Here is a 23,349-nt window from a genome sequence, read left to right on the forward strand (position 1 = left end):
CCGATGAGTTCGTCGAGATCCGGCGCACGGCGCTCAGGCACGATCGGCGAGACCGAGTCAGGCAGGCCGGGGTCGGGTGGGCAGGGTGGTCCCGCGACGCGGGGTGTGAGTTGCTGCAGCCGGTGGCGTTGATGCTGCCTCGGCCTGCGCGCCGGATCGATGTGCCGGGGTGGGGTGAACCACGGCATACCTGTGGCGGGGTCGAGGTGGACCTGCCATTGGGATTCCTCTGATTGGCGGGGTCGGGTTCGACGAGGCGGTGGTGGAATGGGCAGAGCAACACGCCGTTGGCGAGGCATGTTGCGCCGCCTTGCCACCACGGAATGATGTGATGCGCCTCACAGCCGGCCGGTGTGGCGGTGCAGCCGGGGAACACACAGCCCTGATCCCGCTCGACGAGTGCGGCCCGGAGGGCGGGGGTGAACAGGCGATGCGTGCGCCCCACGTCCAGTGGCCGCGATGGGGTGCCCAGCACCATCGGGATCAGGCGCGCGTCGCAGGCCAGGCGGCGGGCCTCCCCCGCCGACAAACCATCGACCCCGCCGGCGCCGAGGACGCTGACTTCACCCAGCCCGGTGGTGAGGGTGTCGTAGTTGAGGGTGATGTGGACCTGGGGCCGGTCCACCCCATGCGACGGGAGGGTGCCGCCACTGGCGGCGTGCTGGGTCAGCAGCACCAGGGCGTCGGCGCGGCGCGCGCCGCGGCTCGGGGTCTCCCCGGTGGTGCCGTAGGTGGAGGCCGCGGGCATCAGGGCATCGAGCTGGGCGGCGAGGAGGGCGGCGTCGGCGACGGGGAGTTGGCCGGTGATCCGCATCGACCCGTGAAAATCGGGAGACAAGTGCAGGAACCTGTCGCGCCGCGCCGCGGTCTCTTCCCGGGCCAGACGTGTCGCGTCCTCGGCATCTGAGTGGTCGGGGTCGATCACCTCGACCAGCCGCGATGCCAGGATGCGTAGCTCTCCGGGGCCGAGGGTGTCGGCGTGGGCGAGGATCAGTTCCTGGCATTCGATCAGCTGGGCGCGGGTCAGGCGCGCCGGGAGTTTGCGCAGCCCGGCGACGATCGCCTCCGCCTGCGCCACCGACACTGAGCCTTCACTCAACGCGGCGCCGATCAGCGGGAACCGGTCCCCCAAATCCTGCGCGAGGCGCAGTGTCGCGGTGGCTTGGGCGGGGGTGGTGCGCACCGACTGCCGCACCCCGTCGATCACCGCGTCCGCGGCGGAGAGCTTGGCTTCGTGGAGGAGGTACAGACGGAGTCCGGCCAGTTGGGCTTCGGCCTCACTGATGGAGTCCACCAGACCGGCCAGGCGTTGCATCGCGATCTGGTCTGCGCCGATGGATGCGGCGGCGTCCCACAGGGCGGCGATGTATCGCTGCCCCAGGTCTGCCACCGTCTCGCTCATGTGAACAATTCTGTCACCGGCCACTGACAGAAACGGGCCCAGAACCCCGCCCCTGCAGAAAGAAATTCAGGCAATTTCTGGTTGCCTCTGGGAGCAGGCCGCGTAGGTCGAGGCCAGGAAGTGACATGCCTTGTCAACCGACAGTTGAGTCGGTTCGAGAGCATCCGTGGTTCCCGATGTGAACACTGTGGTCGGGTCCTGCTCGACGGTCGGGTTGGCTTCGACGCGGGCTGCGCCGCTACGCGGCTCGGCCCGGCTCACCCAACGGGAATCGGCTGCCGCACCGCGGGCGGCTACCTGCGATCACGGAGGGGCCCGCGCCTGACAGGTAAGGGTGGGGGACAGCAGGGCGGCACTGCGCAGCGGTGCCCAACCCGACGATCACCCAACCGGCATCCCGCCCAAGCAAGCCCGGCCCCAACGCCGCCCTGCCGGCCCGCACCCAGGACAAGACCACGCCACAGGAGGACCGAGTGCGGGGAGACGGGAGACGATGCCCGGGCGGCCTCAACCACCCGAGTACAGATTGGCCGGCGGCGATCAGCAAGAGCATGGACAACGGCCGCCCGGACATCGACTCACGGCTCACCGCACCCGGCCATGAGATTCGCACGAAGGTGGTAGTCACGACCCTTCGAGACGGCACCCGCGCCTTCGGCGGCGCGCCTCCTCAGGGAGCGGGAGTCGACCGGCCACATCGCTTCGCGGGCGGCCCTCCTCAGGGAGCGGGAGTCGACCTGCCACGCCGCTCCGCGGGCGGCCCTCCTCAGGGAGCGAAAGGGGACAGGCCCCGCCGCTCCTTAAGCGGAGCTGCTCAGGGGAAGTCGTTGCGGGCTCGGATGATGAGGTCCACCATGTGTGAGCCGCCGCTCGCACCATTGGTGGAGGCGTTCTGCCAACTCTGGTCGGCCACCACTCGGGGCCACGGCTCACCCTCCCACCACCCGAACATGGGCCCGCCGGACTGGCCCGGGATCACGTCGGCCTGGTGCATGATGGCCTGCGCCGTCTCCGGCTGGGAGTCGTGCCCGTCGAGGCTGAAGTCCCCGACGAAGCAAGGGCGGCTGCCGCCGGCGATGTCTTGCGGGTAGCCGATGTGGCTCCAATAGTTGCCGCCGTCCCACGAGTCCGAGTAGGTGCGCGAGCCCATCCACCCGGTCAGGTCACCCATCCGCCGGTCGAGCACCACCACCACGTAGTCGTGCCGTTCCTCCGTGCCCTCGATGGTGGGCCCGAACACCTGCTCCTGCCAGTAGATGTGGATCCCCCATGCCGTGCCGAACGGGGTGCTGCCGTCGAAGTAGCTGGGCATGAACTTGATCCAGCCCGCCACGTGCGGGTCCGGGTTGACGATCCAGCCGATAGCGTGGCTGCAGGTCAGGAGGTGGCGGGGGCCCACCATCGCCCCCGACGCCCAGCCGCCGTTGGACGTCTCCACCCTTCCGGCGGTGCACCACGGGAAGCCGGTGTCGCTGAAGTCGTAGCGGTCGTCGGTACCGAAGACGGTAGTGGCCCACTTCGCGTCCGGGTCATCGAGGCTGGGGATGCGGCCCTTGAGTCGACGGCGCAGCCTTCGGTCCAGCTTCTCCGGCTTCACCCGGAGATCCAGGTGGTCAGGCAGGAAACCGACCACTGCGTCGGAGTGCTCCTCCTCCGTGAACAACCGTCGTCGAGAGGAGAGTTTGGTGCTGTCCACGCCGGGTCCGAACGAGTGGATGCCGATGGCCTTGCGAGGGATGGTCAGGTCCACGCGGAAGGTCTTGTCGTCGCTGAGCGCAACCACAGGCTCGACCACCTCGACGTGGCGCACCTCCGGGATGGGTTCGCGGCCGGTGAGGAACAGGGTCTCGGTCACGCCCTCATCGGGCGGTGATGTGAGGGCCTCGCGGGCCTGGACGGCGCGTTCGAGGCGCTCATAGCGGATCGGTTCGGAGCTCATGGTCATCTCCCTCGTCTGGGACCGCCGTGCCAGCGGTCACACCCGTGAAGAGGCGCGCAACAGCCGTCCTGATACGCGAGCTATCCCATCCAGCGCTCGCCGGCTGGCGCCGCTGTCAGGCTCCCCCCGGAGATCGTTGCCAGCACCGCCGCGAAGTCGGACTCGCCGCCGGCCTGCACCGCGACCGTGATGTGTGCGCGGTCGGTCCACTCCACCCCGTCGACCACCACGGTCAGGCCGGACGGCAGGATCAGCCCCCGTAGCTGGTTCTCGTAGGCGCCGGCCTCGGCGTAGTCCACGTCGACCCTGAGCAGGCGGCTCAGCCGCACCTCGCGGATGCCCACCGCCTCCACGGCCGCGGCGACGGCGTCGGAGTACGCCCGCACAAGTCCTCCGGCGCCCAGCTTGATGCCGCCGAAGTAGCGGGTCACCACCGCGACAACGTCGGTCAGCGCGTTCTTCTGCAGCACCTGCAGCATCGGCAGCCCGGCGGTGCCGGCGGGCTCGCCGTCGTCAGAGCTACGGGCGGTGCGCCCATCCACCCCCAGAACGAACGCGGAACAGTGGTGGCGGGCGTCAAAATGTGCCGATCGCCGTTCCTCGACGACGGCGCGGGCGGCGTTTTCAGTGGACACCCTGCGGAGCCGGGTGAGGAACCGCGACCGCCTGATCTCGAGTTCGACGTCGACGCCACCGCCCGGCGAGACGTCGATGGTGCGGAACGAGGTCTCAGACACCCAGCTCGCGCCGCAGCTTGGCCACGTGGCCCGTGGCCTTCACGTTGTACTGCGCCACGCGCACGATGCCCTCGCCAGCGTCGTCGACGTCGATGACGAAGGTGGAGCGGAGCACGCCCTCGATCTCCTTGCCGTACAACTTGCGAGGGCCGTAGGCGCCGTACAGGTTGTGCACCGCCTTGCCCGGATCCGCAAGGAGGGTGAACCCCACCTCAGAGGTCTGCTTGAACTTGGCGAGGCGTTCCACCGGATCCGGCGAGCAGCCGAGCACCGTGTAGCCGGCTTCGGTGAACTCCTCCAGCGACTCGGAGAAGTCCACGGCCTGCGTGGTGCATCCGGGCGTCATCGCCGCGGGGTAGAAGTAGAGGATCACAGTGCCGCCGGCGTGATCTGCCAGGGAGACGCTCGCGCCGTCCTGATCAGGGAGGGTGAAGGCGGGGGCGGCGGAGCCGGTGGTCAGGCGTGCGGTCATGCGCCACATTCTAGGGCCCCCAACCACGGGCTGGTTTCGTTGAATAGGCTGGGGGCAGTCAGTTGAGGAGAACCGCATGTCTAATGGCTCACGATCCGTCGATGAGATCCGCGCAGACCTGGCCGCGGCGCGCGCGAAGCTCGCTCAGGCCACGTCGGATGCGGTGGAGTCCGTCAAGCCGCAGAACATCGCCCGGGCTGGGGTGGACCAGGCCAAGCAGTTCGCCAAGGCCGAGTTCGACGCTGTGGCCGCCCAGGTTCGCGACGATGAGGGCGGCTGGCGCACCGACCGACTGATCGCCATCGGTGGGGCGGTGCTCGGGCTGGTGGTGTTCGTGGTGACCATCAACACCATCGCCAACCGTCGCACCTCCCTTGAGGCGCGCACCCGGCGGGCCCTCACCCGCTGATCACGCAGCCGGCAGTAGCTCGGCGATCAGCTCCTCCACGCGACGGCGGATGTCGTCGCGGATGGGGCGCACGGACTCCACGCCCTTCCCGGCAGGGTCCTCCAGGACCCAGTCCTCATAGCGCTTGCCCGGGTAGAAGGGGCAGGTGTCGCCGCAGCCCATGGTGACCACCACGTCGGAGACCTGCACGGCCTCCGTGGTGAGGATCTTGGGGCTCTCGGCCGAGATGTCGATCCCCTCCTCGGCCATCGCCTCGACGGCGGCCGGGTTGATGCTGTCGGCGGGGGCCGAGCCGGCTGAGAGGACGTCGATCCTTCCCTGGCCGAGGTGGCGCAGATAGCCGGCGGCCATCTGGGAGCGGCCGGCGTTGTGGATGCAGACGAAGAGGACACTGGGCTTGTCGGTCATGGGGTCAGGGGCCTTTCAGGTGGTGGGGATGCCGAGCTCGACGAGCAGGCCTTGAAGCTTGGCGGAGATCTGGTCGCGGATGGGGCGGACGTCATCGGGTGACTGGCCCGCCGGGTCCGGGAGCTCCCAGTCCAGGTAGCGCTTCCCGGGGTAGATGGGGCACGAATCGCCGCAGCCCATGGTGACGACGACGTCGGCGGCGCGCACCACGTCGTCGGTGAGGGGCTTCGGGAACGCCTGACCAAGCTCGAGGCCGATCTCGGCGAGGGACTCGATCACGGCTGGGTTGATCTCGGAGGCAGGCAGCGAGCCGGCGGAGCGCACGTGCACCCGGCCGGGGGCCATCGCGGTGAGGAGCGCGGCGGCCATCTGGGAGCGGCCCGCGTTGTGGGTGCAGACGAACAGCACCTCGGGGACCGTCTTGGCGATGTGGCCCTGCGACTGCGCCAGAGCAGTCAGCCGCTCCTGGGCGAAGCGGACGGCCAGCACCGGCACGAAGGTCTTGATCCGTGCCGTGCGGAACAGCGTCTGGAAGGACTCGTGGACGTAGCGGTCCACGGTCTCGCGGGCGAAGGTGCCGGTGAAGCGGTAGGTGAGCTCGTCGACGCCGCGGGCCAGGACATGCTCGACGGTTCCTGCCGAGGGCAGCTCGAGGTGAGCGGATTCGTGGACCTCGGGCGCCGGCCCCTTGCTGAAGGAGCCCAGCGCCTGGGCGACCTCATCCAGCTTGGTGGGCACCACGCGGTAGAAGACCCACGTGCCCTCCTTGCGGCGGGTGAGGAGCCCGGCCTCGAACAGCACCTTGAGGTGGTGGGAGACGGTGGGCTGGGCCAGGTCGATTGAGCCGGTGAAGTCGCAGACGCAGGCCTCGCCGCGCGGGTCGGCGGCGATCATGGCCACCATGCGCAGGCGTGCGGGGTCTGACAGTGCCTTGAGGGCGGTGGTGAGCTCGGAGGCGCGCTCCGGGCTGAGCGGATCAGGTAGGTCTACCTGCTCACAAATTGACATAGATAAATAGTGACATGCGTCGATACAAGGTGCAATGTGCTGGGTCCGCGAGGCGATGGGCGCACAGGAGTGGCTACCTGATGTCGCTCGCGATTCGATGATGAGTCCGGCGCTGACCAGATCGAAGAGGGGCCCCGTGGGGCACGAACGCCACGTGGCCCCCACCCCGAAGGGCGAGGGCCACGTGGCTACGACGTTGGTACACCGCCAGGGACTTGAACCCTGAACCCGCTGATTAAGAGTCAGCTGCTCTGCCAGTTGAGCTAGCGGTGCGCGCGAGGACCAACTGTAGACGCTACCTTCCGGCGAAGTCCAATCGGGCCGGCTCTGACCGGGTGACGCTCAGGGTGCCGCTTGGATGAGCTCCAGGAGCGCCGGCTCCAGGTTGCGTCCGTTCTTCGACACGTCCGTCACCTGAACGGCCACCGCCCCCTGCCACTCGATGGCCAACGAGTCGGCCAGAATGCCGCGGGCGGAGGTCAGCCTGAGATCGGGGTGGGCCCGGTAGTCGATGCTGATCGCGGTGCTTTGATCGTCGGGTTCCCGGATGATGCGGAGAAACCGGTCCGTCAACACGATGGCCGCCGGCTCGAGCGTCAGCGACTTGTCCACCGGCACCTGGCCGACGCACACCAGGATCGCGGTCTCCCCGCCGTCGAGGAAGTAAGGCAGCGTTCCCAGGAGTTCGCGGTTTATCGTCACTTCGCCCTCGGTCAGCCCGACGGCGGCCTGCTGTACCCCATGGCTTCCGGGTAGCGCGGCAGCTGGCGCGTCCACGTCCACCGCCTGATCCTCGTTGCCCGGCCCCCAGTTGCCCATGTGAACTCCTTCGCCCGCAGGTTCGCTCATGGTAGCGCCGCATAAATCGGGAGGCGGGACGTTGTTTGCCACTCAGAGGAAGTGGGTACGTCCCCTCCAGGGGCAACGCTCCGACCAGAGAGAACCACGGGAGGATGACCATGGATCTGTACGCAGTGGACAAGTCAGCTCGAGAGCTCGCAGGGGAGAAGGGCGGGTTCCCCGCCCAGGAGCAGCAACCCCCGGGCCTGACCCCACCGATGGACCCGTACCCCGATCACGGCGAGGAGTCGTGGGTGGGCCGCGACCGCCTTGCCGGCCTCAAGGCGCTCATCACCGGAGGAGACTCGGGCATCGGGCGTGCCGTGGCCATCGCCTACGCCCGTGAAGGCGCCGACGTCGCCATCAATTACCTCGCCGAGGAGCAGTCCGATGCCGACGAGACCCGGACGTGGGTGGAGAAGGCGGGCCGGACCTGCGTGCTGCTGCCTGGGGACCTGACCGACGAGGCTGTCTCCCGCGGAATCGTCGACGACGCGGCCTCCGCGCTCGGCGGCCTGGACATCGTCGTCAACAACGCAGGCTTCCAGTGGGCCCGCCGCGGGAACGGGCTGGCCGATGTGACCACCGACGAGATGGACCGCGTGTTCAGGACCAACCTGTATGCCCTGTTCTGGGTGACCCAACAGGCACTCGAGTACCTGGGCAGGGGGTCCAGCATCATCAATGTGAGCTCCATCCAGGCATACGATCCGTCGGAACCGCTGATCGACTACGCGGCCACGAAGGCTGCGATCAACAACTTCAGCGTCAACCTGGCCGCCGACCTCGGCGCGAAGGGCATCCGGGTCAACGCGGTGGCGCCCGGGCCCATCTGGACTCCGCTGCAGCCGGCCACGAAGCCGGGGGAGGGCATGCCCACGTTTGGCGGAAACACCCCGCTGGGCCGCGCGGGCCAGCCGTCGGAGCTCGCCGGCGCCTTCGTGTTCCTCGCCAGCCCGGCCGATGCGTCCTACGTCAGCGGCACCGTGATCGGGGTCACCGGCGGGCGTCCGGTCTTCTGACCGCATCAAGCCCCGCCCGGTGGGTGGGGGTACCGAACACCGCTTCCCCAGCCGATCTCCCAGCCTGCTGAGTCGTCGAAGTAGTCAGCGGAGGCGAGGGGCAGCCGTCCGGCCTCCTCAACGCGGCTCAGCAGCCCGGCGAACCACTCGACGTAGGCGGGATCGTCGTGCGTGGCGCTGAGCCCCGGCCACTGGCCGAGGATGAGCTCGGCCACCTCCTCGGGGCCGGCGGCGAGGGTGACCTCCCCGCCGGCGAATCCCGTCAGGTCGCCGGTGGTGTAGCGGAGCACCTCGCGTGGCGGTCGATCCGCACCGGGATCCGTCGCGGTGAGGGTGGCCCGCCAATGCATGCCCGAGGGGCTGATGCTCGGCCAGACCCGGATGCGGTGGTAGCCGCGCTCGTGCAGCGCGCGCACCCCCCGGAGGATGCGCAGCGGCGTCCCCGCCGCGAGCGCCTGCCGGACCTCCTCCAGCGTGCTCTGGGCGGGCGTCACGATCCTCACCTCGTCGACCCGGGTCGACGCCGACGCGATGCTCTCGACGGCCGCGGCCACGGCGTCGCTCAGCGGCCAGCCGTACACGCCGGCGCTGATCAGCGGGAACGCCACGCTGCGGGCCCCGAGCTCGTCGGCGACCTGCAGCGCGCGGCGATAGCAGGATTCCAGCAGGGCGCGGTCGCGTTGCCCGGCGGCGTAGTTGGGGCCGACGGTGTGGATCACCCAGCGGGCCGGCAGGTCGCCGCCTGTGGTCCATCCCGCGTCTCCTGTGGCGAGCCCGGTCGGGAACCGGGCGATGCAGTCGCGGAGGATCGCGGGGCCGCCGGCCCGATGGATGGCGCCGTCGACGCCCCCGCCTCCGCGCATCCGGTTGTTGGCGGCGTTGACGATCGCGTCCACGCTCTGTTCGGTGATGTCGCCCAGCACGGCAGTGATCACGGTCATGATCCCAGTGTGGCCCGAAGCTCACTCCGTCAACCGTGGATGGCTACGATTGGAGGTGGTTTCCACCGCTCATCGGAGCTGAGATGTACGTCATCGAGACGCAGAAGTTGACCAAATCCTACGGCAGCGCCCGCGGCATCGTTGATGTCGACATGTCGGTGCTGGACGGCGAGATCTACGGCTTCATCGGGCCCAACGGGGCCGGCAAGTCCACCACCATCAGAACCCTGCTCGGCCTGATCCACCCCACCAGCGGGTCCGCGACCGTGTTCGGGAAGGACGTCACGACATTCGGTCCCGAGATCCGGCAGGAGGTCGGATACCTGCCCTCTGAAGTCTTCTACTACGACGACATGCGGGTGATCGACCTCCTGAAGTACTCGGCGAGCTTCTACGCCAAGGACCGGAAGGTCACCGAGGCGAGGATCCGGGAGCTCGCCGAGATGTTCGATCTGGACCTCAAGAAGAAGATCGACGACCTGTCCTACGGCAACAAGAAGAAGGTCGGGATCATCCAGGGCCTTGCCCACGAGCCGAAGCTGATCATCCTCGACGAGCCCACCGGGGGCCTGGATCCCCTCATCCAGCAGCAGTTCTTCCACCGGCTGAGGGAGGAGAACCAGAGGGGTGCCACCATCCTGTTCTCGTCGCACATCCTGGGGGAGGTGCAGCGGCTGTGTGACCGGGTGGCCATCATCAAGGAGGGCTCGATCATCAAGGTCGAGGAGATCAAGACCCTGCTCGAGAACCAGACCAAGCGCTTCCGGGTGGAGCTGGCCGGGCCGCCGGAACCGTCGCGCTTCCGGATCGACGGCGTGAGCGACCTCGTGGTGGCCAACCACTCGGCGAGCTTCCTGTACCGCGGCCGGATCAACGAGGTGACGCGGATGCTCGCCGAGCAGGACCTCGTCGACCTCCTCGTCGAGGAGCCGGACCTGGAGGAGATCTTCCTGCACTACTACCAGAGGGGGGACGAGCGGTGAACGTCTTCCTGAGGGAGCTGCGGGCCCACGGGAGGTCGACCATCACCTGGATGGTGTCGCTCACGGCGATCCTCGTGACGTTCATGGCCCTGTATCCGGCGTTCACCGCCGACATCGCGGTGACCAGGGAGGTGTTCGAGCAGTTCCCGGCGGTCGTGATGGATGCCCTGAACATCTCGCTGGCGAGCTTCTTCACCATCTACGGATTCTTCGGCTACCTGCTCAGCTTCGCGATCCTCGCCGGATCGATCCAGGCGATGAATCTCGGGACCGGGATCATCTCGAAGGAGACCTCGGGGAAGACGGCGGACTTCCTGCTCTCGAAGCCGATCACCAGGTCCCGCGTGGTCACCGCCAAGCTCGGCGCGGCTCTGGCGCTGCTCATCCTCACCAATCTCGTCTTCGCAGCGGTCGCCTTCACCGTCGCCTCTGTCCTGTCCGAAGAGGGCTTCTCGGCTCGGACCTTCCTTCTCATGGCGTCCACCCTGTTCCTGGTGCAGTTGTTTTTCCTAGCCCTCGGGACGCTGTTCGCCGTCACGATCCCCCGGATCAAGTCGGTGGTCGCGGTGTCTCTGCCCACTGTCTTCGCGTTCTACATCGTCGGCGTGGTGGGAGACGTCCTGGCCAACGACGAAGCCTGGTTCCTGACGCCGTTCAAGTACTTCGAGACCGGGCACATCATCGCCAACTCGAGCCTGGAAACCGCGCCCCTCGTCGTCCTGGCTGCCTTCGTCGTCGTCACGATCGCTCTGAGCTACCTGATCTACGTGCGCAAAGACGTGCGGGCGTCGGCGTAGGGGGAACTGATGAACGTCTTTCTGCGCGAGTTGAAGGTGCACCGCCTGGGGTTGCTCTTCTGGTCGCTGGGCATGGTGGCACTGGTGGGTGCCGGGATGGCGAAGTTCGCCGGCTACGAGGAGGCGGGCCAGTCGGTGGAGCAGTTGATGGCCACGCTGCCGAAGGCGGTCCTGGTGGTGTTCGGGATGACCGGCTTCGATCTGTCGACGGCGAGCGGGTTCTACGGTGTGCTGTTCCTGTACGTGGCCGTGATGGGGGCCGTACACGCCGTCCTCCTCGGCTCCACCCTCATCTCGAAGGAGGAGCGGGACAGGACCTCCGAGTTCCTGTTCGCCAAGCCCATCACCCGTGGCCGTGCGCTGACCGGCAAGCTGCTCGCCGGCCTGGTCAATGTCCTTGTCCTCAACCTCGTGACCACCGCCTCGTCGCTCTACTTCGTCGGCTTCTTCGGCGACGGGCGGTCCTCCAGCGATGAGGTGGCCGTCCTGATGGTGGGGCTGCTGTTCCTGCAGCTCATCTTCCTGGCGGTGGGCGCCCTCGTGGCGGGTGCATCGAGGCGCCCGAAGCTGGCCGCCTCAAGGTCTACCTCGGTGATGTTCCTGACCTTCCTCGTCTACTACCTGGTCAACCTCAACGAGGACCTCGCCTTCCTGAGGTTCCTGACGCCGTTCAAGTACTTCGACGCGGCCACGCTGATGGCTGACGGCGCCCTGGACCCGGTGTTCGTGGCACTGTCTGTCGGCATCATCGCGCTTGCCGTCGCCGGGACCTATCGCCTCTTCGCGGACCGCGACCTGGCCGTGTGAGCGCCGATGGCGCAGAAAACCCGCCCCGAGATGCTCGGGGCGGGTTCTGCGTGGGGTGAGTAACGGGACTTGAACCCGCGGCCCCCTGGACCACAACCAGGTGCTCTACCAGCTGAGCTATACCCACCATGTTGCCGTCAAGCCCACAGGGGCGCGACGACTGAGAAACAATAGCGCACCCCTAGTGGCCCTGCGAAATTGCCTCTCCTGCGGCCCCGGTGAGGGTCCCGCGATGGCGCTCCGCGATGGCGCGCAGCTCCGTCGGCGACGGACCTGGCGGCGGCACGAAGACCGCCTCGCGGTAGTAGCGCAGCTCCTCGATGGATTCCTGGATGTCCGCCAGAGCCCGGTGGTTGCCGGCCTTCTTCGGCGCACCGTAGTGCACCCGCGGGTACCACCGCTTCGACAGCTCCTTGATGGTGGACACGTCCACGTTGCGGTAGTGCACCCACTGCTCCAGCTCCGGCATGTCGCGGGCGAGGAACGCGCGGTCCGTCCCGATGGTATTGCCCGCCAGCGGAGCCTTGCCGGCCACCGGCACGTGGGTCCGGACGTAGTCCATCACCTGCTCGGTGGCCTCGGCCATGGTCACGCCCAGGGGGAGCTGGTCCAGGAGGCCGGACTTGGTGTGCATGGCGCGGACGAAGTCCCCCATCTGCGCCAGGGCCGCGTTGCTGGGCTTGATGAGGATGTCCACACCCTCGCCCAGCACGTTGAGGTCGCCGTCGGTGACGAGCACGGCCACCTCGATCATCGCGTCCTCGACGACGTCCAAGCCGGTCATCTCGCAGTCGACCCACACCAGTTTCTCGCTCATGGGAGCCAAATCTAGGCCCTCGGGCCAAGCCCGTTACACTCAGGTGACCAGCCCCTGTAGCTCAGCGGATAGAGCATCTGACTTCTAATCAGCCGGTCGCAGGTTCGAGTCCTGCCTGGGGCGCCGTCGTTGGCAGAGACCAATTGGCCAACTCGATGAAGTCGAACCACCCCAGCTCCGGGCGCACTGTCACGGACAGCAGGTGCGCCGTCGCCACCCGCACCCGACCCACCGGCGCAGCGCCCGTCAGCCTGCCCCGCACCTCGTCGTCGGAGACCTCCCCTGTGGCATAGGCCAGCGTCACGTGCGGCGCGTACGGGCGGTCGGGCATCGTGCCCCCGAACGTGGCCAGGGCGGCGCGGCGCACCGCGTCGACCAGCGACTCCCACCCGGACGTGGACCCCGCGACACACTCGACGGCGACGTCGTGCACCTCCGGCGCCCCCACCTCCAGATCGAATGCCGGGACGCCGGCCAGCTCGACGGTGAGGGCGTCGCCGAGGCGCGTCAGTTCGGCCATCGACAGATCGTCGAACTGGGCCAACCGGTTGACGGTGAAGTGCAGCCACGCGCGCGGCATCACGGGGAGGTTCGGCACCCCGGCCAGCCGGGACTGCAGGTCCTCCAGGCGGTCCGCGGCCTCGTCGTCGGGCAACACGTAGACGTGGAGTGAGCCATCGGGCTGGTCCCAGGGCGTCATGGAGGCGAAGAAGCTCTGCATGGCCACACCGTAACGGCATCTCACCGGTCCCGGAGGCGCGGCGGGTAGGCTGTCGCCATCATGACTACCGCGGAGATCGCCACCAGGCAGCGACGCCTCAACGGGCTGCCCGTGCCGGATGCCCGCCCGTGGTACCGGCGCATGCTCGCCAATCCGCTGTTCTGGATGACGCTCGTCCTCCTCCCGGCCTACGCGTACTTCGTCTACGCCCAGTACTGGATTCTGGCTCCGCCGCAGACGTTCGAGGACGGCACCCAGACCCTCGGCATCACCACGGAGGCGTTCCGCAAGGCCGCCTTCTGGGCGATGTGGACGGCGCTGGCCTACTCGGCGCTGTTCATCTGGCTGGACCGCTTCCGGGCATCATCGCCGGTTGCCTGGCTGCTGACGTTCCTGTGGGGAGCCTGCGCCTCCACCTGGGTGTCCATCCACGTCAACTCGTGGGCCGCGGAGATGATGGCCACCACAGAAGCCAACTCGGACACCGGATCACGCGCGGCGGTGTTCTCGGCGCCGTTCATCGAGGAGCTGTCCAAGGCCACGATCCTCGTGGTGCTGGTGATCTTCATGCGGCGGCGGCTGGTGTCGCGGCTGAGCATGGTGGCGCTGGCGGGCCTGTCCGCGGCGGGCTTCGCCTTCACGGAGAACATCATCTACTACGCCCGCGTGTGGATGCAGGCCACCAACGACATCACCATCGCCAACCCGGACGAGACCATGATGGAGCTGGTCATGCTGCGCGGGGTCTACACCTCGTTCGGGCATCCGCTGTTCACCCTGATGACGGCCTCGGGCCTGGTCATCGGGCTGGGCGCGCGCAGCAGGATCGTGCGCGTCCTGGCCCCGGTGGGCGGCTTCCTGCTCGCCTGCGCCGGCCACATGTTGTTCAACGGCCTCGCCTCCACCAATCCCATGGACCAGCTGCAGCGGGCCTGGTACCTCGCCCTCGCGCTCGTCGGTGTGATCATCATCTCCCTGATCGTCAGCGTCGTCGGAAACGGCCAGCTGATCCGGGCCCGGCTCACCGACTATCAGCGCGCCGGATGGCTCACCGAGCAGGATGTCGCGGTGTTCGGCGGCCCCCTCAAGCGGCTCAAGCTGCTCTGGTTCGCCCTCTTCAGAGGGCCCCGCACCTGGTGGCACACGGCCACCCTGGTGCGGCGCGTCACCGAGCTGGCCTACCTCCGCAACTCCATGACGCGCGGCGTCGTCGACGAGGCGGGGGACCTGCACGCCCGAGACCTCGTCCACGAGATCGACGCCCTCCGCGGCAAGGCCCTCACCGACACCACCGGCCTGCGCCTGATCGAGCGCCGCCGCACCCGGTCCCTGCCGCCCCCACCGCCCGACGGCGCCACCCCTGGCCCGCTGACCAGCAGCTATCCGCCACCCCAGGCGCCCGGCCCCGCCGGCGTGGGCGGGAACTGGCCCCGATGAGCGGCGCAGACAGCCTCGCCCGGGCCTTCCACCAACTCGACGACGCCCTCGGCGGCGCCCAGTTCCCGCTGCCTCTGCCAGGAGCCGAGGAGCTGCGGGCCCTGACGGTTTCGCTGGGTCACCAGGTGCGCGACTACCTCCTTCCGCGCGCCTCGCGCCTCGACGCCCCGCTGCTGGCCGTCGTCGGCGGGTCCACAGGCGCAGGCAAATCCACCCTCGTCAACTCCCTGCTGCGGGCCTCCGTCACCAGGCCCGGCGTCCTGCGCCCCACCACCAAGTCCCCGGTGCTGGTGTGCAACCCGGCAGACGAGGCCTGGTTCCGCAGCGACCAGGTGCTGCCCGCGCTGGTGCGCACCGACACCCAGCTGCACGACTCGCGCGCCCTGCACATCGTCTCCTTCCCGGACCTCAAGCCGGGCCTGGCGCTGCTCGACGCGCCAGACATCGACTCGGTCGACGACGCCAACCGCACCCTGGCGCGCCAGCTGCTGCTGGCCGCGGACCTGTGGCTGTTCGTCACCTCGGCCGCCCGCTACGCCGACGCCGTGCCCTGGGACTACCTGGCCGCCGCCGCCGAGCGCAACACCGTCGTCGGCGTCATCGTCAACCGGTGCCCGCCCGGCGCCGTCGGCGAGGTCTCCGGCCACCTCTCCGAGATGCTGGCCGAGCGCGGGCTGGCCTCGGCCAAGCTGTTCGCCGTCGTGGAACGCTCGCTGCCGCCGGACGGCATGCTCCCGGCCGGGGACGTGGCAGGCATCCGGCACTGGCTGGAGTCCCTCGCCGCCCAGTCCGAGGCCCGCTCCCAGGTGGCGGTACAGACACTGGCGGGGTCAGTGCGCTCCATCGACACCCAGCTGAATGACCTCGGCGAGGGAATGGCGCGCCAGGAGGCCGCCATCGAGGAGCTCCGTGAGCAGGCCGCCCGCGCCTACCGCCAGTCCGCGGCGGACGTCAGCCAGGCCGCCGGCGATGGCACCATGCTGCGCGGCGAAATCCTCAGCCGTTGGCAGGACCTGGTGGGCACCGGCGAGTTCATGCGCACCGTCGAACAGCGCATCGGCGCTCTCCGAGACCGGATCACCGGCTGGTTCACCGGCGACGAGCGCGTCCAAGCCGTCGAGGTGGCCATCTCGGACAACCTGGCCGCCGTCGTCAAGGACGCCGGCGAGCGGGCCGCCGAGGCCACCGCAATGGCGTGGTCGCACACCCGATGGGGCCGCGACATCATCGTCGCCGAACCCTCGCTGGCCACCGCGTCGGCAGGCTTCGACGAGGCCGCGGCCGCCGCCATCCGGGCCTGGCAGTCCGACGTGCTTCAACTCGTCGAGGAGCAGGGTCGCGGGCGGCGGATGCGGGCCCGGTTCCTGGCGCTCGGCACCAACGCCGTCGGCGCCGCGCTCATCATCTACGTGTTCACGCTCACCGGCGGCCTCACCGGCGCCGAGGTGGGCATCGCGGGCGGCGCCTCGGTCCTGGCCCAGCGCCTCCTGGAGGCCGTCTTCGGCGAGGACGCCGTCCGCAAGCTGGCCGAGCAGGCGCGGCGGGAGCTGGAGGCCCGCGTCGACGGCGCCCTGGGGCTCGAGCTCGCCCGCTACACCGAGGTGCTGGACTCGCTGGCCGTGGAAGCGGGGGCCGCGGCCGGGCTCGAGGCCGCCCGCAGCTCCCTCCGGTCGGCCGCCCGGGACGCGTTCGACGACCTGACCAAGCCCGTGGGGATGGATTGATGGCCGCCGTCGCCCAGCAGCTGGAGGTGCTGCGCGAGGCGCTGGACCTGGTGGCCGGGCGCATTCCCGAGGAGGTGGAGCGGCGAACCCTGGACGTCCTCGGGCGCGCCGGGCGCCGTCTCGCCGCCGGCGAGCAGTCCGTGGTGGCGCTGGCCGGCGCCACCGGCTCCGGGAAGTCGTCGCTGTTCAACGCGCTCACCGGCGCGCGGCTGGCCGAACAGGGCCCCCGCCGCCCCACCACCTCCACCACGCTGGCGGCCAGCTTCTCCGCCACCAACGTCGCGCTGCTGGACTTCCTCGGCGTTGAACGCCGCCACGAGGTGGCCCCGCCGGAGCCGCGGATGGCGGATCTGGTGTTGCTGGACCTCCCGGACCACGACTCCACGGCCTCGTCGCACCGCGTGGAGGTGGACCGCATGGTGGGTGTGGTGGACCAGTTCGTCTGGGTGCTCGATCCGCAGAAGTACGCCGACGCGGCGCTGCACAAGAACTACCTGCGCCCCCTTGCCCAGCACCGCGAGGTGATCACGGTGGTGCTCAACCAGGCGGACCGGCTCACCCCGGCCCAGCTCGAACTGTGCCTGGCCCACATCCGCCGGCTGCTGGTCGACGACGGCCTGGACGACGTGCCGCTGATCGCCACCAGCGCCGTCACCGGCACGGGCGTGGCCGAGCTGCGCGACCACCTGGCTCGAGTGGCGGCCGGGAAGCGGGCCGCTGCCGCCCGGCTGGCCGCGGACGTGAGTGTCGCGGCCGGGGCGCTGGACGAGGCCGTCGGCCGTGGACGGGTCGGCACCGCGGACAAGAGCACCGTCAGCCGACTCACCGCCGACCTGTCGGGTGCCGCCGGTGTTCCCATCGTCGTCGACGCCGTGCGAACCTCTGTGCGCCACCGTGGCCAGCTCCACACCGGCTGGCCCCTGGTCAAGTGGCTCGGAAGGCTCCGGCCGGACCCCCTCAAGCGACTGCGGCTCGGCGCGCCGAAGGAGAAGGCGCAGCTGGAGGGCCCGGCGCTGACGCGCAGCTCGCTGCCGGCCCGCTCAGCCGCGGCAGGCGCGCAGCAGTCCTCCGGCCTCCGGGCAGTCGCGGCCGAGCTGGGCGAGGGGATGCCGCCGGTGTGGCAGGAGGCCATTGGCCGGGCCGTGCGCAGCAACGAACACACGTTGGCCGACGAGTTGGACCGCGCCGTCGTCGCCACAGACCTGCGGGTGTCGCGGACGCCGCTGTGGTGGCAGGTGATCCGCGTCCTGCAGTGGCTCCTGATCGGCGCCGTCGTGGTGGGTCTCGGCTGGCTCACGCTCAACGTGGTCCTCTCCTACTTCGGGCTGGGGCAGCTGACCACGGCGCCCGTCGGACCCGCGGACGGCCCGCGGGTGCCGCTGCCCACGGTGCTTGTGCTGGGCGGGGTGGCTGCCGGGATCCTCTTGTCCTTCGGGTCGCAGCTGGCCATCGGCGCATCGGCCAACCGCGCCGCCCGCAGGGCGAAGAAGGCGCTGGAGGCCTCCGTCGCGACGGTGGCTCACGAGCTGGTGCTGCGGCCCGCTGAGGGTGAGGTGGCCCGCTACGCCGCCGCCCGGGCCGCGCTGGACCGTCTGCTCTGAGGCCACACCGCCGAATCGGGTCTCCTGGGGATTGCTGGCATACTGGCGTGCGGTCAATTCGAAAGGCTTTCAAGTGGCTGAGTTCATCTACACCATGCACAACGTGCGCAAAGCGGTGGGCGACAAGGTCATCCTTGACAACGTCACCCTCTCCTTCTACCCCGGCGCGAAGATCGGCATCGTCGGCCCCAACGGCGCCGGCAAGTCCACCATGCTCAAGCTGATGGCGGGCATGGACCGCCCCAACAACGGGGATGCGCAGCTGCAGAAGGGGGCCACCGTCGGCATCCTGCTGCAGGAGCCGCCGCTCACCGAGGGCAAGACGGTTCAGGAGAACGTGGAGGAGGCCGTCGCCGAGATCAAGGCGAAGATGGCCCGCTTCGAGGCGATCGGCCACGAGATGGCCGAGCCGGATGCGGACTTCGACGCCCTGCTCGCCGAGATGGGTGACCTCCAGACCTTCCTCGACGCGCACGAGGCGTGGGACGTCGACGCCCGCCTGGACCAGGCGATGGACGCGCTGCAGTGCCCGCCCCCGGACGCCATCGTCGACGTGCTCTCCGGTGGCGAGCGTCGCCGCGTCGCCCTGTGCAAGCTGCTGCTGCAGCAGCCGGACCTGCTGCTCCTCGACGAGCCCACCAACCACCTCGACGCGGAGTCGGTGAACTGGTTGGAGGGTCACCTCAAGGCCTACCCCGGCGCAGTCCTGGCCGTCACGCACGACCGTTACTTCCTCGACAACGTGGCCCAGTGGATCTGTGAGGTGGACCGCGGCAAGCTTCATCCCTACGAGGGCAACTACTCCACCTACCTCGACACGAAGCGCCAGCGCCTCCAGATCGAGGGGAAGAAGGATGCCAAGCGCGCCAAGATCCTGGAAAAGGAACTGGAGTGGGTGCGCTCCTCGCCCAAGGCCCGCCAGGCCAAGAGCAAGGCGCGCCTGCAGCGCTACGAGGAGATGGCGGCCGAGGCCGAGCGCGATCGCAAGCTCGACACGGGAGAGATCAACATCCCGCCGGGCCCCCGCCTGGGCTCGATCGTCCTCGAGGTGAAGAAGCTGACTAAGGGCTTCGGGGACCGCGTGCTCATCAAGGACCTCTCCTTCACCCTCCCGCGCGCCGGGATCGTGGGCATCATCGGCCCCAACGGCGTCGGCAAGACCACCCTCTTCAAGACCATCACGGGCCTCGAGGAGCCGGACTCGGGCTCGGTCAAGATCGGCGAGACGGTCTCGTTCAGCTACGTGGACCAGAACCGTTCGGGTCTCAACCCGAAGGACAACGTGTGGCAGGTGGTCTCGGACGGCCTGGACTTCATCAAGGTGGCCAACTTCGAGATGCCCTCGCGCGCCTACGTCGCGTCGTTCGGGTTCAAGGGGCCGGACCAGCAGAAGCTGGCAGGCATCCTCTCCGGCGGTGAGCGCAACCGCCTGAACCTGGCACTCACCCTCAAGCAGGGCGGCAACGTGCTGCTCCTCGACGAGCCCACCAACGACCTGGACGTCGAGACCCTCTCCAGCCTCGAGGACGCACTGCTGGACTTCCCCGGCTGCGCCGTCGTGATCTCCCACGACCGTTGGTTCCTGGACCGCGTCGCCACCCACATGCTCGCCTGGGAGGGCGAGGACGAGGACGGCACGCCGCGCTGGTTCTGGTTCGAGGGCAACTTCGCCGACTACGAGGTGAACAAGCTCGAGCGCCTCGGCCCGGAGGCGGCCCGCCCGCACCGTTCGACCCACCGGCGGCTCACCCGCTGACCACCCCTGTACGACAGGCCGTCCCCTCGGGGACGGCCTTCGGCGTTCCCGGGTCTTGCAGATCGTCAACATGGTTGCTAGGTTAGTTGGTGTACTAAGTAACCAAGAAGGAGCGGGACGTGTTCGACGACGCATCACCGATCTTTCAGCAACTCGCCGACTCGCTGAGTGACGACGTGCTGCGCGGCGTCTACGCGGAGGGTGATCAGGTGCCCTCCATCAACGAGCTCGCCGTCTTCCACCGCATCAACCCCGCCACGGCCAACCGGGCCGTCTCTCTCCTCGTAGACCAGGGGGTCCTGGTCAAACGAAGGGGTGTGGGCATGTTCGTCGCCGACGGTGCACTGGACCTCATTCGCACCGCACGCCGCACAGCCTTCACCGCCCGGTTCGTCGTGCCCCTCCTCGCCGAGGCGCGCACCCTCGGCATTCACCCCGACACCCTCGTCGACCTGCTGCGAAAGGAAGCCACCCCATGAGTGCAGCCATCGAGGCCCGCAGCCTCACCAAGCGCTACGGGCCGGTCACCGCTCTAGACGGTGTGACCCTCTCCATTGAACGCGACGCGATCACCGGGCTGCTCGGGCGCAACGGCGCCGGCAAGACCGTTCTGATGTCGCTGATCACCGCCCATGAGACACCCACGTCCGGCACGGTCCGGGTGCTCGGGGAGGACCCGCGGGAGAACGAACGGGTGCTCGGCCAGACCTGCTTCGTCCGCGATAACCAGCGTTACCCGGACGAGTTCCGTGTGCCCCACCTCCTGAATACGGGCGCACGCTTCTACCCGTCCTGGGACGCGGACCTCGCCGCCCGCGTCGTCGACACCTTCGAACTTCCGACGGACCGCGACATCCGCAAGCTCTCGCGCGGCCAGTTGTCCGCCGTGGGCATCCTCGTGGGGCTGGCCTCTCGGGCACCCCTGACGTTCTTCGACGAGCCGTACCTCGGCCTCGACGCCACGGCGCGCATGCTCTTCTACGACCTGCTCCTACGCGACTACATCGCCCATCCCCGCACCATCGTCGTGTCCACGCACCTCATCGACGAGATCGAGGAGCTGCTGAGCAGGGTGATCGTGCTGGACCACGGCCGGGTGCGCGAGGACGCCGAGGTCGACGAACTCAGGGGCAGGGCGCTGCGGCTGAGCGGCCGGATGGACGCCATCGAACGCGTCACCGCCAACCATGCGGTGCTGCACCGCAACTCGCTCGGGGTGCTGGGCACAGCCGTCGTCACCGCGACGACGGACCTGGCAGACGAGGCCGCCGCAGCCGGCCTGACGACGGAGCCCGCCTCGCTGCACGAACTGGTCGCGGCCTACGGGCTGCACACGAAGGAGGTCTCGTCATGAAGCGCGCGCTCGACGTCTTTGCGCTGCACGTCTCCCGCCGGTCGACGACGTGGTTGATGCCGCTCTGGCTGAGCCTCGGGGTGGTCGCGGTCATGGTCGTCATCACGTTCGCGATGAGGCTGGCCGGCGTGGACACCCTCGACCCGGAGATCGCCGACGGGCTGCGCAACAGCCAGGGCATCCTCTGGACTCTCATCGGCTTCCTCATCGCGCTCGGGGTGCAGTCCTCGGTGGCGTGCTTCGCCTTTGCCCTGGCCCTGGGCACGACGCGTCGGCAGTACGTCATCGGGACCGGCCTGTACTTCCTCCTGCAGACCGCCTACCTCTCGGTCCTGCTCTCCCTGCTCCTTGCGCTGGAGAAGGCCACGAACCACTGGTTCATGGGCGCGCACACCCTCGACATCTGGGCGCTCGGGGCCGGCGACTGGGCGCACTTCCTCACCGTGGTCCCCAGTGGGGTGTTGGCCAGCCTGGCCCTCGGCGCCCTGGCCGGCGCCTCCTGGTTGAGGTTCGGCAACCGTGGACCGTTGATCATCTGCGGGGCATTCGTCGTGCTGGTCCTGGCGGGGATCCTGCTGGTCATGCCGAGACTGGAGGCGTTCCTGGGGTGGTTCTCAGTGCTGTGGGCCGGTGTGGCTCTCACGGTGCTGGCCGCCGTCTCGCTGGCAGGGGCCTGGAGCTTCCTGAGCCGGGCCAGCGTCCGAAACGCCTGACCCCCCCATCGCACGAGCGGCGTCTCCCGGTCCGGGCCGGGAAACGCCGCTCGTGTTTCGGGCTGCTACTTGACGAGGAGCTCGAGCACCTCCGGCATCGACTTGGCGAACGAGCACTGGCCGGCGTCGTCGTTGGCCAGGACCGAGCAGTTGTTGTCCATGCCCTCGAAGGTGCTGACCAGCCACACCACGCGCTCGCCGGCCTGCATCACCAGGGTGTCGTTGAACACGCCGACGTCCTCACCCTCCATGACGGCCATGCCGAAGAAGTAGGCGGCGCGCGTGGGTTCCTCCTCGACGGTGGAGCCGTCGAACGGCAGCCTCGTGTCCTCGGCCGAGCTCACCCGGTCCCAGCCGGCCTCGGTCATGATCGACTCGCACTCGACGGCGGCGGTGTGGATCTGGTCGAAACCCTCGGAGGCGGCAGCCTCGTCGGTGTACCCGAGCACGATGGCGTAGGTGGGCAGCTCGCCCTCGATCCCGAACGAGCGGACCAGGGTGGTGGTGGGACTGCCCCACTCACCGCGGTCGCACAGTCCCTTGGCGGTCTCACCCATCGCCTCGCTCTCGGACAGCACCCCGACCAGCGGTGAGGAGCCGTACGGGTACATCAGAGCGGCGGTGGGCACGTTCGCCCACGTCGGCGGCACCGGCACGGCCGGCACGGTGGGCGACGGCGCATCCGTCGGGCTCGGCGAGGGCGTCGGGTCCGGCGAGGCAGTGGGGCTGACGGTCGGGCTGACGGTCGGGCTGGGCGAGGCGGCCCAGTCGGGGTTGTCGGCCCCGCGGAGCAGGGGAGTGACGGCCCAGACGCCCACGCCGAGCGCGGCGACGGCGCCGACCGCGGCCACGGCCAGGCCCGCGCGTCGCGTGGTGCGACGGCGGTCGCCGAGGCGACGGACTTCGTGAGCGGGGAGCATGGGGGCCTCCTGAGCCTGGGCCGCGAGGTCGTCGAGTTGGGGGATGTGTTCAGGCATGACGAACCTCCAGATCGGTGTTGAGCAGGCGGGCGAGTGTCTGTCGCCCGCGGGCGAGCCGGGCCTTGACGGTCCCGGTGGGGGAGCCCACCTCCTGCGCGATCTCGCTGACGCTCAGATCGCACAGGTGGTAGAGCACGATCGCCCGACGCTGGGCGTCAGGCAGTTGCTCGAGGGCGCGGTTGATGGCGACCCGGTCCGGGGTGGGCTCAAGGGTGCGCTCGGGCTCGAGTGCCCGGTCCGGCTGCCGGAACGCGCGGCGCGCCTTGCGCCAGCGGCTGACGGCCAGGCGGTAGGCCGTGGTGCGGACCCAGGCGTCGGGGCTGCGGAGCACGTCGAGTTGGCTGCGATGGTCCCACGCCCGGATGAACGCCTCCTGGACGCAGTCCTGGGCCTCGGCCAGGTTGCCGCACATTGCATAGACCTGGCCCACGAGCTTGGAATACGAGTTCGCGTAGAACCGGTCGAATTGGGCTTCGTCCAC

Annotated in this window: 23 protein-coding genes, 3 tRNA genes and 1 pseudogene; 13 read left to right on the forward strand and 14 right to left on the reverse strand. The window is 69.0% G+C overall.

Annotated features, from left to right (window positions below; all coding sequences use genetic code 11):
- The 4 genes from H5399_RS13585 to H5399_RS13600 form a co-directional block, all read right to left on the reverse strand.
- Positions 1-1,402: HNH endonuclease signature motif containing protein (locus H5399_RS13585; protein ID WP_182783571.1), on the reverse strand; the 1,402-nt coding region annotated here is incomplete at its 3' end.
- A gap of 814 nt (positions 1,403-2,216) precedes the next feature.
- Positions 2,217-3,341, reverse strand: a complete 1,125-nt coding sequence (locus H5399_RS13590; RefSeq protein WP_182783573.1) for a serine protease — start codon at positions 3,339-3,341, stop codon at positions 2,217-2,219.
- Positions 3,342-3,421: 80 nt separating this feature from the next.
- Positions 3,422-4,078 (reverse strand): YigZ family protein, encoded by a 657-nt coding sequence (locus tag H5399_RS13595; protein WP_182783575.1) that lies wholly within the window; start codon positions 4,076-4,078, stop codon positions 3,422-3,424.
- Entirely contained in the window at positions 4,071-4,550 is a 480-nt protein-coding gene (locus H5399_RS13600; protein ID WP_182783577.1) for a peroxiredoxin, read from the reverse strand. The genes H5399_RS13595 and H5399_RS13600 overlap by 8 nt, the downstream gene beginning before the upstream one ends.
- Before the next feature lie 76 nt (positions 4,551-4,626).
- Here H5399_RS13600 and H5399_RS13605 point away from each other — a divergent pair, with 76 nt between their 5' ends.
- Positions 4,627-4,959 (forward strand): DUF3618 domain-containing protein, encoded by a 333-nt coding sequence (locus tag H5399_RS13605; protein ID WP_182783579.1) that lies wholly within the window; start codon positions 4,627-4,629, stop codon positions 4,957-4,959.
- On the opposite strand, the gene H5399_RS13610 is transcribed toward H5399_RS13605, so the two are convergent.
- The 4 genes from H5399_RS13610 to H5399_RS13625 all read right to left on the reverse strand — a co-directional run bounded on the left by H5399_RS13610 (position 4,960) and on the right by H5399_RS13625 (position 7,194).
- On the reverse strand, positions 4,960-5,367 hold the full coding sequence (locus H5399_RS13610) for an arsenate reductase ArsC (protein WP_182783581.1): 408 nt from the start codon (positions 5,365-5,367) through the stop codon (positions 4,960-4,962). It lies immediately after the preceding gene.
- 15 nt (positions 5,368-5,382) lie between these two features.
- Entirely contained in the window at positions 5,383-6,375 is a 993-nt protein-coding gene (locus H5399_RS13615; RefSeq protein ID WP_182783583.1) for a metalloregulator ArsR/SmtB family transcription factor, read from the reverse strand.
- Between the two features lie 197 nt (positions 6,376-6,572).
- Positions 6,573-6,648 (reverse strand) — tRNA-Lys (locus H5399_RS13620).
- 69 nt (positions 6,649-6,717) lie between these two features.
- Positions 6,718-7,194, reverse strand: coding sequence for a hypothetical protein (locus H5399_RS13625; RefSeq protein WP_182783585.1), 477 nt, complete (start codon positions 7,192-7,194; stop codon positions 6,718-6,720).
- Positions 7,195-7,334: 140 nt separating this feature from the next.
- On the opposite strand from H5399_RS13625, the gene H5399_RS13630 reads away from it, so the two are divergent.
- Positions 7,335-8,237, forward strand: a complete 903-nt coding sequence (locus tag H5399_RS13630) for an SDR family oxidoreductase (RefSeq protein WP_220491016.1) — start codon at positions 7,335-7,337, stop codon at positions 8,235-8,237.
- A gap of 491 nt (positions 8,238-8,728) precedes the next feature.
- Here the strand turns inward: H5399_RS13630 and H5399_RS18165 are convergent.
- Positions 8,729-9,178: pseudogene (locus H5399_RS18165) on the reverse strand (O-acetyl-ADP-ribose deacetylase); the annotation flags it as partial.
- A gap of 83 nt (positions 9,179-9,261) precedes the next feature.
- Between H5399_RS18165 and H5399_RS13640 the strand changes: the two are divergent.
- From H5399_RS13640 to H5399_RS13650, 3 genes are read left to right on the forward strand one after another with little or no spacing between them, the layout of a single operon-like run.
- The gene (locus tag H5399_RS13640; protein WP_182783590.1) at positions 9,262-10,161 is read left to right on the forward strand and encodes an ABC transporter ATP-binding protein; all 900 of its coding nucleotides are present in this window, start codon (positions 9,262-9,264) and stop codon (positions 10,159-10,161) included.
- Entirely contained in the window at positions 10,158-10,958 is an 801-nt protein-coding gene (locus H5399_RS13645; protein WP_182783592.1) for an ABC transporter permease subunit, read from the forward strand. Before H5399_RS13640 ends, H5399_RS13645 begins: the two co-directional genes overlap by 4 nt.
- A 9-nt stretch (positions 10,959-10,967) precedes the next feature.
- Positions 10,968-11,765, forward strand: a complete 798-nt coding sequence (locus tag H5399_RS13650) for an ABC transporter permease subunit (RefSeq protein WP_182783594.1) — start codon at positions 10,968-10,970, stop codon at positions 11,763-11,765.
- A 51-nt stretch (positions 11,766-11,816) separates the two neighbouring features.
- Here the strand turns inward: H5399_RS13650 and H5399_RS13655 are convergent.
- Positions 11,817-11,892 (reverse strand) — tRNA-His (locus H5399_RS13655).
- 54 nt (positions 11,893-11,946) lie between these two features.
- Positions 11,947-12,582, reverse strand: a complete 636-nt coding sequence (orn, locus tag H5399_RS13660) for an oligoribonuclease (protein ID WP_182783595.1) — start codon at positions 12,580-12,582, stop codon at positions 11,947-11,949.
- A gap of 50 nt (positions 12,583-12,632) precedes the next feature.
- Here orn and H5399_RS13665 point away from each other — a divergent pair.
- A tRNA-Arg gene (locus H5399_RS13665) sits at positions 12,633-12,705 on the forward strand.
- On the opposite strand, the gene H5399_RS13670 is transcribed toward H5399_RS13665, so the two are convergent.
- Positions 12,671-13,303, reverse strand: a complete 633-nt coding sequence (locus H5399_RS13670) for a 2'-5' RNA ligase family protein (protein ID WP_182783596.1) — start codon at positions 13,301-13,303, stop codon at positions 12,671-12,673. The genes H5399_RS13665 and H5399_RS13670 overlap by 35 nt on opposite strands.
- 60 nt (positions 13,304-13,363) lie before the next feature.
- Between H5399_RS13670 and H5399_RS13675 the strand changes: the two genes are divergently transcribed.
- From H5399_RS13675 to H5399_RS13705, 7 genes are all read left to right on the forward strand, one after another.
- Positions 13,364-14,740 (forward strand): PrsW family intramembrane metalloprotease, encoded by a 1,377-nt coding sequence (locus H5399_RS13675; protein WP_182783598.1) that lies wholly within the window; start codon positions 13,364-13,366, stop codon positions 14,738-14,740.
- Positions 14,737-16,464, forward strand: coding sequence for an ABC transporter (locus H5399_RS13680; protein WP_182783600.1), 1,728 nt, complete (start codon positions 14,737-14,739; stop codon positions 16,462-16,464). The genes H5399_RS13675 and H5399_RS13680 overlap by 4 nt, the downstream gene beginning before the upstream one ends.
- Positions 16,464-18,065, forward strand: coding sequence for a GTPase (locus H5399_RS13685; protein WP_182783602.1), 1,602 nt, complete (start codon positions 16,464-16,466; stop codon positions 18,063-18,065). The genes H5399_RS13680 and H5399_RS13685 overlap by 1 nt, the downstream gene beginning before the upstream one ends.
- 73 nt (positions 18,066-18,138) lie before the next feature.
- On the forward strand, positions 18,139-19,821 hold the full coding sequence (gene ettA / locus H5399_RS13690) for an energy-dependent translational throttle protein EttA (protein ID WP_182783604.1): 1,683 nt from the start codon (positions 18,139-18,141) through the stop codon (positions 19,819-19,821).
- Positions 19,822-19,940: 119 nt separating this feature from the next.
- A complete protein-coding gene (locus H5399_RS13695) occupies positions 19,941-20,300 on the forward strand; it encodes a GntR family transcriptional regulator (protein ID WP_182783606.1) in 360 nt (119 codons plus the stop codon).
- Complete coding sequence (locus H5399_RS13700; protein WP_182783608.1) at positions 20,297-21,175, forward strand: ABC transporter ATP-binding protein; 879 nt, start codon at positions 20,297-20,299, stop codon at positions 21,173-21,175. The genes H5399_RS13695 and H5399_RS13700 overlap by 4 nt, the downstream gene beginning before the upstream one ends.
- A complete protein-coding gene (locus H5399_RS13705; protein ID WP_182783610.1) occupies positions 21,172-21,888 on the forward strand; it encodes a hypothetical protein in 717 nt (238 codons plus the stop codon). Before H5399_RS13700 ends, H5399_RS13705 begins: the two co-directional genes overlap by 4 nt.
- 65 nt (positions 21,889-21,953) lie before the next feature.
- Here the strand turns inward: H5399_RS13705 and H5399_RS13710 are convergent, their stop codons facing one another.
- The gene (locus H5399_RS13710) at positions 21,954-22,865 is read right to left on the reverse strand and encodes a hypothetical protein (protein ID WP_182783612.1); all 912 of its coding nucleotides are present in this window, start codon (positions 22,863-22,865) and stop codon (positions 21,954-21,956) included.
- Positions 22,858-23,349 carry a SigE family RNA polymerase sigma factor gene (locus H5399_RS13715; protein ID WP_182783614.1) on the reverse strand — a complete coding sequence of 164 codons (492 nt, stop codon included), beginning with the start codon at positions 23,347-23,349 and terminating at the stop codon, positions 22,858-22,860. Before H5399_RS13715 ends, H5399_RS13710 begins: the two co-directional genes overlap by 8 nt.

It is taken from the genome of Tessaracoccus sp. MC1627 (assembly GCF_014164725.1).
GTDB lineage: Bacteria > Actinomycetota > Actinomycetes > Propionibacteriales > Propionibacteriaceae > Arachnia.